This is a genomic window from Nocardia otitidiscaviarum (assembly GCF_007362295.1).
Lineage (GTDB): Bacteria > Actinomycetota > Actinomycetes > Mycobacteriales > Mycobacteriaceae > Nocardia > Nocardia otitidiscaviarum.
Genome location: NZ_CP041695.1, coordinates 2,922,466 through 2,937,611, shown reverse-complemented (window position 1 = coordinate 2,937,611; position 15,146 = coordinate 2,922,466). Strand labels below are relative to the sequence as shown.

Annotated in this window: 16 protein-coding genes; 5 read left to right on the top strand and 11 right to left on the bottom strand. The window is 68.6% G+C overall.

Annotated elements, in window-relative coordinates:
* Nucleotides 1-367: 367 nt before the first annotated feature.
* Both FOH10_RS12865 and FOH10_RS34795 read right to left on the bottom strand, forming a co-directional pair.
* On the bottom strand, nt 368-721 hold the full coding sequence (locus tag FOH10_RS12865; protein ID WP_143980871.1) for a hypothetical protein: 354 nt from the start codon (nt 719-721) through the stop codon (nt 368-370).
* Between the two features lie 301 nt (nt 722-1,022).
* On the bottom strand, nt 1,023-1,199 hold the full coding sequence (locus tag FOH10_RS34795) for a hypothetical protein (protein WP_186000820.1): 177 nt from the start codon (nt 1,197-1,199) through the stop codon (nt 1,023-1,025).
* Nucleotides 1,200-1,424: 225 nt separating this feature from the next.
* Here FOH10_RS34795 and katG point away from each other — a divergent pair, with 225 nt between their 5' ends.
* A complete protein-coding gene (katG, locus tag FOH10_RS12860) occupies nt 1,425-3,653 on the top strand; it encodes a catalase/peroxidase HPI (protein ID WP_143980870.1) in 2,229 nt (742 codons plus the stop codon).
* Between the two features lie 116 nt (nt 3,654-3,769).
* Here the strand turns inward: katG and FOH10_RS12855 are convergent, their stop codons facing one another.
* Nucleotides 3,770-4,306 (bottom strand): hypothetical protein, encoded by a 537-nt coding sequence (locus FOH10_RS12855; RefSeq protein ID WP_143980869.1) that lies wholly within the window; start codon nt 4,304-4,306, stop codon nt 3,770-3,772.
* A gap of 85 nt (nt 4,307-4,391) precedes the next feature.
* Here FOH10_RS12855 and FOH10_RS12850 point away from each other — a divergent pair, with 85 nt between their 5' ends.
* Nucleotides 4,392-5,186 carry a HugZ family pyridoxamine 5'-phosphate oxidase gene (locus tag FOH10_RS12850; protein ID WP_143980868.1) on the top strand — a complete coding sequence of 265 codons (795 nt, stop codon included), beginning with the start codon at nt 4,392-4,394 and terminating at the stop codon, nt 5,184-5,186.
* Nucleotides 5,187-5,202: 16 nt separating this feature from the next.
* Here FOH10_RS12850 and FOH10_RS12845 read toward each other — a convergent pair whose 3' ends face one another.
* Nucleotides 5,203-6,225, bottom strand: a complete 1,023-nt coding sequence (locus tag FOH10_RS12845; protein WP_221937960.1) for a sodium:calcium antiporter — start codon at nt 6,223-6,225, stop codon at nt 5,203-5,205.
* Between the two features lie 161 nt (nt 6,226-6,386).
* Here FOH10_RS12845 and FOH10_RS12840 point away from each other — a divergent pair, with 161 nt between their 5' ends.
* The 3 genes from FOH10_RS12840 to FOH10_RS12830 all read left to right on the top strand — a co-directional run bounded on the left by FOH10_RS12840 (nt 6,387) and on the right by FOH10_RS12830 (nt 9,745).
* The gene (locus tag FOH10_RS12840; RefSeq protein WP_244961938.1) at nt 6,387-8,276 is read left to right on the top strand and encodes a serine/threonine-protein kinase; all 1,890 of its coding nucleotides are present in this window, start codon (nt 6,387-6,389) and stop codon (nt 8,274-8,276) included.
* A 175-nt stretch (nt 8,277-8,451) separates the two neighbouring features.
* Nucleotides 8,452-9,162: a metal-dependent hydrolase gene (locus FOH10_RS12835; protein WP_029927866.1), complete on the top strand. Its 711-nt coding sequence runs from the start codon at nt 8,452-8,454 to the stop codon at nt 9,160-9,162.
* Between the two features lie 88 nt (nt 9,163-9,250).
* A complete protein-coding gene (locus tag FOH10_RS12830; protein ID WP_029927867.1) occupies nt 9,251-9,745 on the top strand; it encodes a phosphoribosyltransferase in 495 nt (164 codons plus the stop codon).
* 89 nt (nt 9,746-9,834) lie between these two features.
* On the opposite strand, the gene FOH10_RS12825 is transcribed toward FOH10_RS12830, so the two are convergent.
* The 7 genes from FOH10_RS12825 to FOH10_RS12790 form a co-directional block, all read right to left on the bottom strand.
* Nucleotides 9,835-10,326 (bottom strand): peptidylprolyl isomerase, encoded by a 492-nt coding sequence (locus FOH10_RS12825; protein ID WP_143980866.1) that lies wholly within the window; start codon nt 10,324-10,326, stop codon nt 9,835-9,837.
* 174 nt (nt 10,327-10,500) lie between these two features.
* A complete protein-coding gene (gene gloA2 / locus FOH10_RS12820) occupies nt 10,501-10,887 on the bottom strand; it encodes an SMU1112c/YaeR family gloxylase I-like metalloprotein (protein WP_143980865.1) in 387 nt (128 codons plus the stop codon).
* 51 nt (nt 10,888-10,938) lie between these two features.
* A complete protein-coding gene (locus tag FOH10_RS12815; protein ID WP_143980864.1) occupies nt 10,939-11,751 on the bottom strand; it encodes a VOC family protein in 813 nt (270 codons plus the stop codon).
* 217 nt (nt 11,752-11,968) lie between these two features.
* Nucleotides 11,969-12,697: a fructosamine kinase family protein gene (locus FOH10_RS12810; protein WP_244962073.1), complete on the bottom strand. Its 729-nt coding sequence runs from the start codon at nt 12,695-12,697 to the stop codon at nt 11,969-11,971.
* Between the two features lie 390 nt (nt 12,698-13,087).
* A complete protein-coding gene (locus tag FOH10_RS12800) occupies nt 13,088-13,879 on the bottom strand; it encodes a helix-turn-helix domain-containing protein (RefSeq protein ID WP_143980863.1) in 792 nt (263 codons plus the stop codon).
* 84 nt (nt 13,880-13,963) lie between these two features.
* Nucleotides 13,964-14,815: an RNA polymerase sigma factor gene (locus tag FOH10_RS12795; protein ID WP_186000819.1), complete on the bottom strand. Its 852-nt coding sequence runs from the start codon at nt 14,813-14,815 to the stop codon at nt 13,964-13,966.
* Complete coding sequence (locus FOH10_RS12790; RefSeq protein ID WP_039814434.1) at nt 14,808-15,104, bottom strand: antibiotic biosynthesis monooxygenase; 297 nt, start codon at nt 15,102-15,104, stop codon at nt 14,808-14,810. Before FOH10_RS12790 ends, FOH10_RS12795 begins: the two co-directional genes overlap by 8 nt.
* Between the last annotated feature and the right edge of the window lie 42 nt (nt 15,105-15,146).

Genomic DNA, 15,146 nt, shown 5'->3' with positions numbered 1-15,146 from the left:
TGAGGGCTCGCCGCGTGCCCACGGGGGAGCGCAGCCGGGGGCCAGGTTCCCGTCGATGCCACCTCGATTGATCACCCAACCACACCCTGGAAATTTTCCGGCACATCGGGATATGCGCAGAATATTCCACACATCGACACAGTGCTGCGGCGCCGACAAACGACCCGACCCGCGCACCTCATCTGCCGGGGCCGCCGCACCATACGACCCTCAGGGATACGAAACAACCTGCCGCACAGGCAAGTTCGCACACCTCAGCCCAGGTCGTATAAACGCCGATAATCTACATTATGTCAAGTTGGATAGTGAGGGGTGCCCCCCACAACCCGCCGCCGGTTGATTTTCCGACCTGCTCGGTGATCGAACTTCAGCGTTGCGGAGTCAGCGTGATGGAGCCGACCTCCACGCCGCCCAGGAACGCCGGGCCCGCGTATCCGCCCTGTCCGTCGCTGATCAGCACGACGCGGTGACCGGGAAACAGGTCCACGTAGCCGCCGTCGGGCGTCGGATGTATGGGGTAACGCCCTATCAGGACCAGTTCCCCGCCTTCGACTCGCGCGTCGCGTTGTAGGAGCACGATGCCGGACGACCAGGTGGTGGATGTGTAGGTGCCGGGTTCGACGTCGGCGGATGCTTGGCCGGTCATGCCGAGCGTGGCCGCGCCCGCGATCACGGCGACCGCGGCAGTCCGCACCATTGCCGGTCCGGCGCGTCTGGACATCGTCAACTCCTGTCAACTGCGGGTTACCAACTGTACTCCGACCGAGCGGGCCGGATACGTACGAATCGGGCACGAAGTTGTCAGGCGCCGAGTGGGCGCAGGGTCAGCGATCCTCCACTGTCCACACCGATGTCCACGGCCGCGACATGGTCGTGATGATCGCCGAACGGCGGTGCGTCCAAGCGGAACTCCCCCGACCCGACAGCCCACAGACTCCGGTCCAATGGCCCGTACACGCGAGCCACCCGCATCACCATGGCGCAGCGCCCCCATTCACCCAGGTCGACGGCGGTGACCGGGGTCAGTTTCCCCGCGGTGGCGGCGCGTAGTCGCGGTGGCACCAGCGGGCCGGGAAAGTGCCGACCAGCGCGACTCCCCCAGCGCGGGTCCAGGTGATGGAGTTCCAGAGGCGGAGGAAGCGGCGTTCGGCGATGGATGGGATGTCCGTGGTCAGCAATGCTTCCGAAACCGTGTCCATGTGCGGCTCCCCTCGCCGTCAGCCGCGTGGTTGCACGGCACTCACCCTGATGTACAGCCTGTCAGCAATCGACTAGCTATCAATGTAGTCGGGTGTTGCCGGGTGCGATGACCGGTCTGTGAATTATTTTCGCGAATCTCTCGCGGACAAGACTTGAATAGGTCATAATCTTGATCGAATCCATATCAGTGGATGCTTCATGCACGACCCCGAAAGGAACCGCCCGTGGCTCAGGAACACCCGCCCGTCGGAGAGGCCCATACCGAACCCGCAGCAGGCGGGTGCCCCATGGCGGCCGGTCGCCTCAAGTACCCCACCGAGGGCGGAAGCAACCGGGACTGGTGGCCGAATCAGCTGAATCTGAAGATCCTGCAGAAGAATCCGGCCGTCGCCAACCCCATGGACGACGGCTACGACTACGCGGCCGAGTTCCAGACCCTCGACCTGGCGGCGGTCAAGCGCGACATCGTCGAGGTCATGACGACCTCACAGGACTGGTGGCCCGCCGACTTCGGGCACTACGGTCCGTTCTTCGTGCGCATGGCCTGGCATGCGGCGGGCACCTACCGGATCAGCGACGGCCGCGGCGGCGCGGGTGCGGGCATGCAGCGGTTCGCTCCCCTGAACTCCTGGCCCGACAACGCCAGCCTGGACAAGGCACGACGACTGCTGTGGCCGGTGAAGAAGAAGTACGGCAAGAAACTGTCGTGGGCCGACCTCATCGTGTACGCCGGCAATGTGGCACTCGAGGACATGGGCTTCCGTACCTTCGGGTTCGGCGGCGGCCGTGTCGACCAGTGGGAACCCGAGGAGGACGTGTACTGGGGTCCCGAACAGACCTGGCTGGGCGGCGACGCCCGCTACAGCGGTGAACGCGACCTGGAGAACCCCCTGGCCGCCGTGCAGATGGGCCTCATCTACGTCAATCCCGAAGGCCCCAACGGCAATCCGGATCCGCTGCTGGCCGCCCACGACATTCGCGAAACCTTCCGCCGCATGGCCATGAACGATGTGGAGACCGCGGCGCTGATCGTCGGCGGGCACACCTTCGGCAAGGCGCACGGCGCCGGCCCCGCCGACCATGTCGGCCCCGAGCCCGAGGCCGCTCCCCTCGAGGAACAGGGCCTGGGCTGGAAGTCCAGCTTCGGCACCGGCGTCGGCAAGGACGCCATCACCTCCGGGCTCGAGGTCACCTGGACCCCGACCCCCACCCGGTGGGACAACTCCTTCCTGGAGACGCTGTACGGCTACGAGTGGGAGCTGACCAAATCCCCCGCCGGCGCGCACCAGTGGGTCGCCACGAACGCCGAGGCCATCGTGCCCGACGCCTTCGACGCGTCGAAGAAGCAGCTGCCCACCATGCTCACCACCGACCTGTCCATGCGGATGGATCCGATCTACGAGCGGATCACCCGCCGCTGGCTCGAACATCCGCAGGAGCTGGCCGACGAGTTCGCCAAAGCCTGGTACAAGCTCACCCACCGCGATATGGGTCCCAAGGCGCTGTACCTGGGCCCGGAGGTGCCGACCGAGACCCTGCTGTGGCAGGACCCGATCCCCGCGGTCGACCACGAGACCATCGGCGCGGCGGAGATCGCGGATCTGAAGCAGCGCATCCTCGCCTCGGATCTGACCATCGCGCAGCTGGTGTCCACCGCGTGGGCGGCGGCCTCGTCGTTCCGCGGCAGCGACAAGCGCGGCGGCGCGAACGGCGGCCGGATTCGTCTCCAGCCCCAGATCGGGTGGGAGGTCAACGAACCCGATGCGCTGGCGGTGGTGATCCGCGCCCTGGAGAACATCCAGGAGGCGTTCAATGCCGCCCAGACCGGCGGCACGCGGGTGTCGTTCGCCGATCTGGTGGTGCTGGCCGGTGCGGTCGCGGTGGAGCAGGCCGCCAAGCACGCCGGGGTGGAGATCGAGGTGCCGTTCCGTCCGGGGCGCGCCGACACCACCCAGGAGCTCACCGATGTGGAGTCCTTCGCGGCGCTCGAACCCACCGCCGACGGTTTCCGCAACTATGTGGGCAAGGGCAGCCGCCTCCCGGCCGAATACCTGCTGCTGGACAAGGCGAACCTGCTGACCCTGTCCGCCCCGGAGATGACGGTGCTGGTCGGCGGCCTGCGCGTGCTGGGCGCGAACTATCAGCAGTCCCCGCTGGGCGTGTTCACCGCCAACCCGGGTGCGTTGAGCACCGACTTCTTCGTCAACCTGCTCGATATGGGCACGAAGTGGGAGCCGTCGCCGACCGATGACGGCACCTATGTGGGTATCGACCGGGTCACCGGTGCGCAGAAGTGGACCGGCAGCCGCGTCGATCTGGTGTTCGGCTCGAACTCGCAGCTGCGGGCGCTGGCCGAGGTGTACGCCGAGGACGACTCGAAGGAGAAGTTCGTGCGCGACTTCGTCGCCGCCTGGACCAAGGTGATGGAACTGGACCGGTTCGACCCGGCCTGATCCGTCGGTCCCGATTCGGCAACCAGGGTGCCCCCCGAACCACGACGGTTCGCGGGGCACCGTGCGTGACGGAGGTACTGCGGCGCGGGAAATATACCGCGGCGCGGGCTTGCCGGTCAGAACACCAGGGTCGTTCCCCCCGCGCGCACCTTGCCGAAGAAGCGTTTGTCGATATCGGAGCCGTCGTGGTTGTAGGCGTTCATGATGTCGGTGAGTTCGTCGGCGAGTGCGCGCAGGGCGGGGCTGACGGTTTCGATGCCGTCCTCCCGCTCCCAACCCCACTCGTAGGGGATGCCGTTGATGGTGATGACGATGGTGCCGAAGTACGGTGTCTCGACGATGTAGTCGATCTCGGCGGGCGCGTCGGCGATGGGGCTGCTCACCGCCACCTCACCGGGCGCGCCGGTGCTCGAGAACACCACCCGGGCCAGCGCGATATCGGCGCGGATCAGTTCGGCGACACTGTCCAGGCTGGCGTGCCGCCCGACCCGCCAGTACCGCGACCCGTAGGAGCGGTCCCCCGCCGTGTCCGGCGTGTGTTTCTCCAGCAGCCGGTCGAGCATGCGCTGCGCCGCCGCCCGTTCGCTGTCCCCCGTGCGCGGATGCTCGATGAGACTCCGCAAACGAGATATTCGCAGACTCGCGTTGCTCACCTTCGCAGCGTAACCCGACCGCCGGTGCGCTCGTCCGACCGACGACACCCCCACCTGTGGGGGCTCGCCGCGTACCTTCTCTCATATGACTCTCGATCACGGTGACCCCGGCGACGCGCCCTCCATCCCACCTCCGTTGACACCGGTGGCCGACGACACCCGGCCGTCGGCGGCCGAGGAGGCCAGAACCGTTGCCGCCGCGACCAATACCGCGACCCTGGCGAGCCTGAGCGAGGACGGCGGTCCGTGGGCGTCGCTGGTCACCTACGGACTGCTGGACGGGCAGCCCGTGCTGTGCGTGTCACGGATGGCCGAGCACGGCCGCAACCTGCTCGCCGACCCGCGCGCGAGCCTGGCGGTGGTGTCGCCCGACGCACCGGCCGACCCGCTCGCCGGTGCACGCGTCACCCTCGCCGGCGTGGTGGAGCGCCCCGAGGGCACCGAAGCGGCCGCCGCCCGCGAGGCGCATCTCGCGGCGGTTCCGGCCGCGAAGTACTACATCGACTACAGCGATTTCACGGTGTGGATCCTGCGGGTGCGGCGGGTGCGCTGGGTCGGCGGCTACGGCCGCATGGATTCCGCCACCGCCGAACAGTACGCGGCCGCCGCCCCCGACCCGGTGATCCCGCACGCCCAGCGCGCCATCACCCATCTCAACGACGACCACGCCGACGCCCTGCTCGCCATGGCGCGCGCCTTCGGCGGCTACCCGGATGCCGACACCGCCAGCTGCGAACGCGCCGACCGCTACGGCCTCGACCTGCGTGTCACCACACCGCGCGGGATGGCGGTCACCCGCGTCGGCTACTTCTCCCCCATCGATTCGATCGGCGAACTGCGTGCCGCCACCGTCGAATTGACGCGCCGAGCCCGCGACTGAGCCGAGCCGGAGATATTCAGTCCATCGCCACCAGCGACGCCACACCGAGGCCGTAGAAGACCAGTATCGCCACCCCTTCGAAGCCGATGTGGCGTCGTTCCCGGCCCAGCAGACCCGCCGCCAGGGTGGCGGTCAACAGCACCGCCAACGCCGTCACGAAGATCGCCGACCGGTCGGCGGCGTGATAGATCGACCCGCCCCGATAGGCGAGGTCGGCGGCGGCGACGAACAGCACGTCGAAGGTGTTGCCGCCGATGATGTCGGCGACCGCGAGCGTCACCGCGCCGATCCGCACCGCCGCCAGCACCGTCACCAGTTCCGGCAGCGAGGTGATGACGCTGGTGAACAGCCCACCCACCAGCGAACCCGACAGCCCGGTGCGGTCGGCCAGCGCCAGACCGCCGTGCGCGATCACCCAGCCGGTCCCGGCGACCGCCGCGGCCAGCACCGCGAATTCGATCCACAGCCGCCGATTCGATTCCGGCCGCGCGGTATCGCCGGGCTCGTCGGCGACGGTGTCCTCCGTGGTCAGCGGCCGCCACATGGGCCGCTCACTCGACCGGCGCACCAGCAGCAGCCCGTAGCCGTACACGGCCAGCAGCAGTGGTGTCGCCGGATGCACCGCCCACCCGGTGACATCCGGGCCGGCAGCCGCCGCCAACACCACACCGATGAGGGCGATCAACGTCATCGACTGCACCATATTGGGCACCGACGCCGCCGCATGCTCCAGATTGACCCGCCGATACGCGAGATCGGCGACCGCCAGGAACGTGGTCTGCGCGGCGATCCCGCCCAACGCGTTCGACATGGCGAACCCGGCATCCCCGGCCGCCGCCCCCGCGATCGAGGTCACCAACCCCGGCAGCGACGTGGTGGCCCCCAACAGCACCGCCCCGGCCAGCGCCTCACCGATCCCGGTGCGGTCGGCGATCTCGTCCACGATCCGCGTGAAGCGCACCCCCGCGGTCAGCAGCACCAGCCCGCAGCCGCCGAGCATCAGCAACAGCCCGGCCACCGGCCAGCCCGCGAAACTCACCGCCACCCCCTTGCGTCGATACCCATCACATACCGCGTACCCACTCGCGGTCGGATCGCGCGCCCGAGATCGCCCCCATGACCCGGGGCACCACGCAAGACACGAGAAATAGGGGCTGGGCCGGCCGTAACCCGACCCCGGGGTTTCGTGATGTGCCTTACATGCTCGCCGACAATGCGCTCACCGACGACCGCGCCGGCTACGAGGACGCCACCTTGGCGTTCACGCGACCGGGAGGCGGTGATCCGCTCGACGAGATCGACGCCGGGACCACCGTCGACGAATTCGATCTGGTGCGGCCGCTCGGACAGGGAGCGTTCGGGAAGGTGTTCCTGGCACGCCAGCACGCCATGCAACGGTATGTGGCGGTGAAGATCTCGCGGGACAACAGCCGCGAATCGCAGACCCTCGCACAGCTCGATCACGACCACATCGTGCGCGTCTTCGACCAGCGGCAGCTGGGCGACACCGGACTGCGGCTGATGTACATGCAGTACGTGTCGGGCGGGACACTCGAGCACGTGCTCGCGCGCATGCTGCGGGTGCCCGCCGAGAAGCGTTCCGGCGCACTACTGCTCGATGCCGTCGACGCCGTCGCGAACACCGAGGCCGATAGGAACGCCGAACCCGCCGCCCCGGCCACCCACGCCGAACTGCGGCGGCTCAGCTGGCCCGAAACCGTCGCCTGGCTCGGTGCCCGACTCGCCCGCGCCCTCGACCACGCCGACCGGTGCGGCGTCCTGCACCGCGACATCAAACCCGCCAACATCCTGCTCACCGCCGACGGACAACCAAAACTCGCCGACTTCGGCATCAGCTTCAACCGACTACTACCCGGACACAGCCCCGTCGCCTACTTCGGCGGCTCCCTGCGCTACATGTCCCCCGAACAACTCGAAGCCTGCCACCCCGACCTGCACGCCGACCCCGGCCGCCTCGACACCCGCAGCGACCTCTACGCCCTCGCCGTCGTGCTGTGGGAGCTGCTCACCGGACGCCTCCCCTTCGACGACGAACCCCGCTACGGCGAAACCGGCACCAGCCTCGACCGCATGATCACCCGCCGCCGCGCACCCATCGACCCGCGCTTCGAAGCCGACCTGCCCGCCGACTGCCCACCCGTACTGCGGCACGCACTGCTCACCTGCCTGTCCCCCGACCCCGACAGCCGCTTCCACAGCGGCGCGGAATTCGCCCACCAACTCGACCTGGCCCTCGACCGCACCGCCCGCGACCTCGTGGACCCGCCCGACAGCAGCATCCGCGCCCGCTTCCGCATGCGGCCGCTGCCCGTGGTCACCGTGTCCAGCGCGCTCGGCCAACTGCTCGCCGGGTACTACCTGTACACCCACAACACCGCCGTCCTCGCCCACGACCTCGACGATCGACAGCGAGAACAGCTGGTGGACCTGGCGTTCCTGCTCGGACTCGTCGTCTACCCCGCCAGCATCGCCGTGCTGGTGTACTGGTGCCGCCGCGTCATCCAGATCCCCTACGGACTGCGCCGCGGCCGCCACTACGACGACGACACTCTCGCCCGCGCCCGCGCCGACACCCTCGCCTGCGGCGACCGCATCGCCGTGGTCAACTTCGCCGGATGGGCCATCGCCCTGCTCATCCTGCTGGTCCGGCTGCTCGGCACCGCCGAACTGTCCACCGGGACACTGCTCAACGTGGCCTGCTCCAGCATCGTCACCGCCGCCGTCGCCGTGTCCTACACCTACTTCCCCGTCACCTTCTACGTGCTGCGCTGGTACTACCCGGGGCTGCTCGAACGCGGCCACACCGCACCCGACGACCGCGCCCGGCTGCGCGTGCTCGCCCGCCGCAACCGCGTCTACCTCGCCGCGGCCGCCACCGTACCGCTGCTCGGCACGGCCGCCGGGCTGGCGTTCCTCGAACCGGCACAGCAGCAGGCCGCCGTCGGCTCGGTCATCACGCTGTGCGTGGGCGGCTGTTTCGGAGTCGCGGTCTCGCTGAGCGTCTTCCACGCCCTGTCCAGCGATCTGCACACCTTCGACCGCCTGCTGACCCCCACGGCAGACCGATAGCGGGGACCCGTCCCGCCCGGTGCGCATAACGCTGTCCGCAGCGAAAGATTCGCTGCGACAGCCGCTTTCACCGCGATATGCTGGAGTCGCGGCCGGAATGACCTGCCGCGCAACGTGCCTGCTCTCACACAGCAGCATTGACGCAACAGCAATTAGATCGGCTAACCTTCTCGCGGTGCTAGGACATTCACACGCCACCAGCGGCGCGCTGGCGTGGGCCGCCGCCGCAGCGGCGCTACCACTCACCGTCATCACCTATCCCGCAATGCAATCCGGGACCATCGGCTCCGTCGACCTGGTGATGGGCACCTTCCTCACGGCCGGTGCCGCGCTGCTCCCCGACGCCGACCACCCCAAGGGCACCATCTCCCACGTGCTCGGCCCCATCACCCACTACGCGTGCAAACTCATCTCCGCCATCTCCGGCGGACACCGCGGCGCCACCCACTCCTTCGCCTTCGTCGCCCTCGTCACCTACGGCACCTGGGCCGGCGAACACTGGATCGGCCGCTACTTCACCCTCGCCCTGGTGTTCTTCCTGCTCGCCCTCGCCGTACGCGCCCTCAACCTCGCACCCACCGGCGACAGCGTCAAAGCCTGGGGCACCGTCGTCGTGCTCGCCACCTGCGGCACCTTCGCCATCGACCACTGGATCAGCGACAAACCCGCCTGGCTGCCCTTCTCCGTCGGACTCGGCGCCCTCGCCCACGTCCTCGGCGACTGCCTCACCGACCGCGGCTGCCGCCTGCTGTGGCCCTTCGACATCCGCATCCGATTCCCCATCATCGACCGCACCGGCAACAAGATGGAAACCCTCATCCTCGTACCACTTTTCGCCGCCGGCACCCTCGCGCTGCTCTGGTACACCATCACCCACCAGCCGTAGCAATCGGGCCATGTGAGCCCCATGACCGCACCCCGGTGCCATATCGTGTAACGGCAATCCCACAGCGACAGCGAAAGGCGAGGAACGGATGGCGGAGCGGGAAGAACTCACCTGGGAGCTGTTCGGCGACGCCAGTCGCGAACTGGCCACCGCCATCGCCGACGACGGCTTCGAACCCGACCTCATCCTCTCCATCGCCCGCGGCGGCCTCTTCGTCGCCGGAGCCCTCGGCTACGCCCTCGACGTGAAGAACCTCCACGTCATGAACGTGGAGTTCTACACCGGCGTCGACCAGCGCCTCGACATGCCCGTCATGCTGCCGCCGGTCCCCGCGCCCATCGACCTGGCCGGAGCCACCGTCCTGGTCGCCGACGACGTCGCCGACACCGGCAAGACGCTCAAACTGGTCCGCGACTTCTGCAGCGACCACGTCAAAGAGGTGCGCTGCGCGGTCGTCTACCAGAAGCCGCACTCCGAGGTGGACTGCGAATACGTGTGGAAGCGCACCGACAAGTGGATCAACTTCCCGTGGTCGGTGCTGCCGCCCGTGGTCAAACGCGAGAAGCAGGTGCTCGACGCCTGAGCGCCGCCCGAACACCGAAGCGGCCCGGAACCTGATGGTTCCGGGCCGCTTTCGCGTCGAGGCGTCGACGCCGCGTCAACCGACGATCGTCAGACCAGCTCGGCCGACAGGATCGTGACGGCCTCGACCGGCACATCCTGATGCCCGGCCTTGGAGCCGGTGCGCACGCCCTCGATGGCGTCCACCACGTCGGTGCCCTCGACGACCTTGCCGAACGAGGCGTAACCCCAGCCGTCCTGGCCCGGGTAGTTCAGGAAGTCGTTGTTGTTGGTGTTGATGAAGAACTGCGCGCTGGCCGAATGCGGATCCATCGTCCGCGCCATCGCCACGGTGTACTTGTCGTTGCGGAGACCGTTGTTCGCCTCGTTCTCGACACGGTTCGGCGCCGGCTTCTGCGCCATATCGGCGGTCATGCCGCCGCCCTGGATCATGAAGCCCCGGATCACCCGATGGAACACGGTGTCCGTGTAGTGGCCCGCCTTGACGTAGTCGACGAAGTTCGCGACGGTCTTGGGCGCCTTGGCCTCGTCCAGTTCCAGGGTGATATCCCCGGCGGAGGTCTTCAGGAGCACTTTGGTCATGCAGGCCATCCTATGGGAGGCGCCCCTCCCCTCTCGTCGGGGCTGTGAAAGTGCTTGGGCCGGAACGTGCGGCTTGTTGTTTGGCAAGTTCAGGAGATATGAGGTTGGATTAAACATGTCTAGATGCGCATATTTCCATTTTTTAATTACGGAAATACCGCCACAGCTACGGACTCACGCTTCGTACAGCTCCAGCGGCAACTCGTCGGGATCGAAGAAGAACGCGAAACGCTTCCCCGTGTACTCGTCGACCCGCATCTCCTCCACACGCACACCCCGGTCCCCCAGCTCGGCCAGCGCCGCCGCCACATCCGGCACCACGAAGGCCAGATGCCGCAGGCCCGCGGCCTCCGGGCGCGAGGGCCGCGGCGGCGGGTCGGGGAAGGAGAACAGCTCCAACCGGCCGCCGTCCGGCAGCTCCAAATCCAGCTTGTACGAGCGTCTTTCGGCGCGATAATGCTCGGCCAGCACCCGCAGGCCGAGCACCTCGGTATAGAACGCCCTGGACCGTTCGTAGTCCGACGCGATGAGCGCCACGTGATGGATCCGCCGCAGTTCCATGCGCGCGACGCTATCCCACGGGTCCGACAACCACTCCCCTCCCCCGCCGGGTCAGGAGGCATTGCCTCCGATGCTGAAATGCGCGCCCGTCGGGTCGGCGACACCGGCCATCCGGCCGAACGGCGTATCCATGACCGGCGCGATCACCGAGCCGCCCAGCTCCACGACTCGCCGCACCGCCTGGTCGACATCGTCGGCGCCGAAGTAGACCCGCCAGCCGCCGGGCGAATCCGGCGGCAGGAAGGCGTGCGCGTCCATGACGCCCCCGAGCATCGGCGTCTCGGAGTGGATGGTGGTGTACCCGATATCGCCCTCCCCGGGAATCGCGACCCGGAAGGGGTCCTGCCAGCCGAAGACATCGGTGTAGAAGATCAGCGCCTTGTCGTAGTGCGGCGTCTGCAACTCGAACCAGGACGGCACGCCGACATGCCCGCTCCAGTGGCCGCCCGTGGCGATGCCGATCGCTTCGAAGCCGCGGTGCGTGCCCGGCTGCCACACCCCGATCCCCGCACCCGACGGATCACCGAGAATCGCCATCGTGCCGAGTTCCCCCACGTCCATGGCGGGCACCACGATCGACCCGCCCTCCCGCACCGCCTGCTCCGCGGTCGCACGCGCGTCATCGGACCGGAGGTACACCGTCCACTGGTCGGGCCCCTGAATCCCGTCCTCGGTCTTGCCCATTCCCCCGGCCACCGCCTGCCCGTCCTTGCGGAAGGTGATGTAGCCGCCGAACTCCTCCCCCGCCCGCTCGGCCGTCCAGCCGAAGAGGTCGCCGTAGAAGGCGATGCTGACATCCGGATCCGCGGTGAAGAGATCGATCCAGACGGGATCGCCCACGCGGAAGGTCGGCACTGTGGTCATGACACGCTCCTGAAGGTCTCGAAGGGCATTCACCCGTGTAGACGAGGCAGGTCGATGAATCTCATCGAGAATCGAGCCTGCTCCTCCTCTGTGCGTCTTGTATCGGCATGGAGACCGCCGCGTTCGATGCGACACGAGGTCGCAACATGTGTAGATGCGCATATTTCCATGTAGGTATTCTTGGATCTGCGAATATCAACGGGTCCGGCTCCGGCTGCTACGCCGCGAGGGCGGCTACCGCGGCATCGGCAGTCATCGCGCTGTACGCGCCGCCGAAGAGGACGACATGGATGAGCAGCGGGTGGAGTTGATGCAGCGGAATGCGTTGCCGCCAGCCCTCTCCCAGCGGTGCGTACTCGTCGTACGCGGCGCGGATGCGGTCCAGGTGCGGTGCGCCGAAGAGGGCGAGCATGGCCAGGTCGGTTTCCCGGTGGCCGCCGTGGGCGGCCGGGTCGATGAGCATCGCGTGGCCGTCGGTCCAGTGCACATTGCCCGACCACAGGTCGCCGTGGATCCGGCTGGGTGGTTCGGCGGGACCGGCGAGCGTGCCGATGCGGTCGATGACGGTTTCGATCAGGCGGACGCCGTCGCGGCCCAGGTGGGGTGCGGCGGCGGGTAGGCAGGGCGCGAGGCGGCGCTCGGCGTACCAGGGGCCCCACTCCCCCGCCGTCGGCGTGTTGTCCAGGGGCAGGGTGGCGATGCGGCCGGGCCAGGGCGCGCCGAAGTGGTCCGGTGTGGCGGCGTGCAGGGCGGCCAGGTCGCGGCCGAAGCGTTCGGCGGCGGCCGGGGACGCCGATTCCGGTGGCAGCCACGGCAGTACGAGCACGCGGGCGTCGACTGCGAGCACGGCGGGAACGAGACCGCCGGGATCCGCGGCGGCGAGCCAGCGCAGTCCGGCCGCTTCCGCGCCGAAGACGCCACTCCCCTCCCCCACGCCCGGCCTGATCGCGCCGCCGTCGGGTGCGTTGTGGCCCGGGACTCTCCCGGTCGAGCTGTCGTCGGGTGCGCTGTCATCCGGAACTCCCCCGGCCTCGCCGTCGTCGAGCGCGCTGTCACCGGGGACTTCCTTGATCTCACCGCCGTCGGGCGCGTTGCCACCGGGGACTTCCTTGATCTCACCGCCGTCGGGCGCGTTGCCACCAGGGACTCTGTGGTCCTGGGCATCGCCGTCCGGGATGTCGTCCGGGGCGTCGTCGTCGAGGGCTTTGACGAAAATGGTTCGGCCGTCGGCGGTTTCACCGCGATACAGGCTCCATGCGTGGCTGTGCCCGATCCGCCGCAGTGCGACGGATGCCCGCAGGAGGTCGGCTACGTGCGCGGTCACATCCATGGTGAGTCATTGTGCGGCGACGGCGATGCGGTCGCGCAGCAGGGTCGCGGTGGCCGGATCGGCGGGAAAGAAGGCTTCGATGGCGAGTTCGGCGACGGTGACGTTCATGGGGGTGCCGAAGACGGTGGTGATGCTGATGAGCGACAGGTCGTGGCCGTCCAGGTGCAGTCGCAGCGGGACCACGGCCTGGTCGGGATCGGGTAGCCCGGGGTGTTCCTCACCGCCCGGGTAGGCGCGCAGTTCGTCGCGCAGCGCGGTGAGTTCGGGTGCGCCGCTGACGTCGATCTGGCGTTGCAGGCGTTCGAGGATGTGGCCGCGCCATTCGGGGAGATTGGTGATGCGGGGGGCGAGGCCGTCGGGGTGCAGGCTCAGCCGTAGCGCGTTGACGGGTTGGGTGAGCAGTGCCGGGTCGACACCGTCGAGGAAGAGGGCGATGCCGGCGTTGGCGTCGACCATGTTCCAGGTGGCGTCGACGGCGAGGGCGGGGTGGGGTTCGTGGCCGGTGAGGATCTGGCGGAGCACGGTGCGGATGGGCGCCATGGCGGGGTTGTCGAGCGCCGGTTCGGTGTAGACGGGGGCGTAGCCGGCGGCGAGCAGCATGCGGTTGCGTTCCCGCAGGGGGATGTCGAGTTCGTCGGCGAGGTGCAGCAGCATGGCGCGGCTGGGGGTGGCGCGGCCGGTTTCGATGAAGGAGAGGTGGCGGGTGGAGGTTTCGGCGCGGCCCGCCAGTTCGAGTTGGCTGAGGCGGCGGGTGGTGCGCCAGTGCCGGAGCAGGTCGCCTGCGGTCTGCGTTGCCATGGGTTCGATCGTACGAATCGGTCAGCGGCGCGACCATTGCCCGGCGGGTGGGTGGGTGGCGGCGCGTGCCGTCACCCACCCGGTTCAGCCGGTGAGGGCGGGGCAGGCGCGTTGCAGGGTCTCCCAGACGCGTTCGGGCGCCCGGAATTCGGGGTCGGAGCGGTAGATCTCGGCGATGGCCGTGGCGGTGTCGAGTTGGCGGGCGGCGGTGTCGAGCGTGTCGGCGGGGATGGGTGGGTGCGCGCCCGGCAGGGTGCTGAAGGTGGGGTGGGCGGGGTCGAGGATGCCGTAGTCGATGCTGGAGTCGATCTGGCGGTCGCAGCGGCACGGGTTGGCGCGGTCGACGAGTCCGCAGCGGTCGGCGATGATGCTCCGCATGGTGCGGCGGGCGCGGGCCAGGCGCTGCCGGTAGGCGGCGCGGGTGATGCCCAGGGCTTGTGCGCCTTCGGTGTCGGGGAGGCCGATGAGGTCGCCGAGCAGGTAGGTGATGCGCAGGTCGCGGGTGAGGGCGAGCAGCATGCCGTAGGTGCAGGCGAGTCGGACTTCGCCGGCGAGCAGCCGGAAGGTGGCTTCGTCGAAGTGGTCGGCGGGGGTGGGGGCGAGGTTGCGGTCGATCCAGTCGGCGAAGGGTTCGGGTCCGGCGACGCTGAGTTCGATCGGGCCGCGCACGGTGCGCAGCAGGTAGCGCGAGGCGATGGTGTACACCCAGGTGGTGAGTTTGGAGCGGCCTTCGAATTCCGACAGGTGGGTGACGACGAGGATGAGGATTTCCTGGGTGGCGTCGGCGGCGGCTTCCGGGTCGGAGCTGAAGCGCAGGGCGAGCCGGTAGATCAGGTCCTGGAGTTCGCGGCAGAGCTGTTCGAGGGCGTCGGCGTCTCCGGCGACGGCCCGGGCGGCCAGACCCTCGAGGTCCGGCCGCCCCGCCGCCTCAGGCATCGGCGAACTCGACGGTCGCGTGTTCCATCGACACCATCTCCTTGATGAACGCGAAGGCGGCGGCGCATTCGGGCACCGCGCCGATTCCGGCCGCCGCGGCGTCGGCGGCGGCGCGGTCTCGCCATTCCACCACATCCATCCAGGTGCGTTCGTCGAGCCGGACGAGTCGCAGCGAGACGAAGCCGTCGAATTTCTCGCGCAGGGCGGTGAGCATTGCCGGGCGGGCGGCCAGCATGGTGTCGACGTCGGTGGGGTCGACGGTGAAGCGGGCCAGTTCCATGACGGTCATTCGGGTCTCCTCGTGTGTTGTGTTTCGGACACAAGGTGAGAG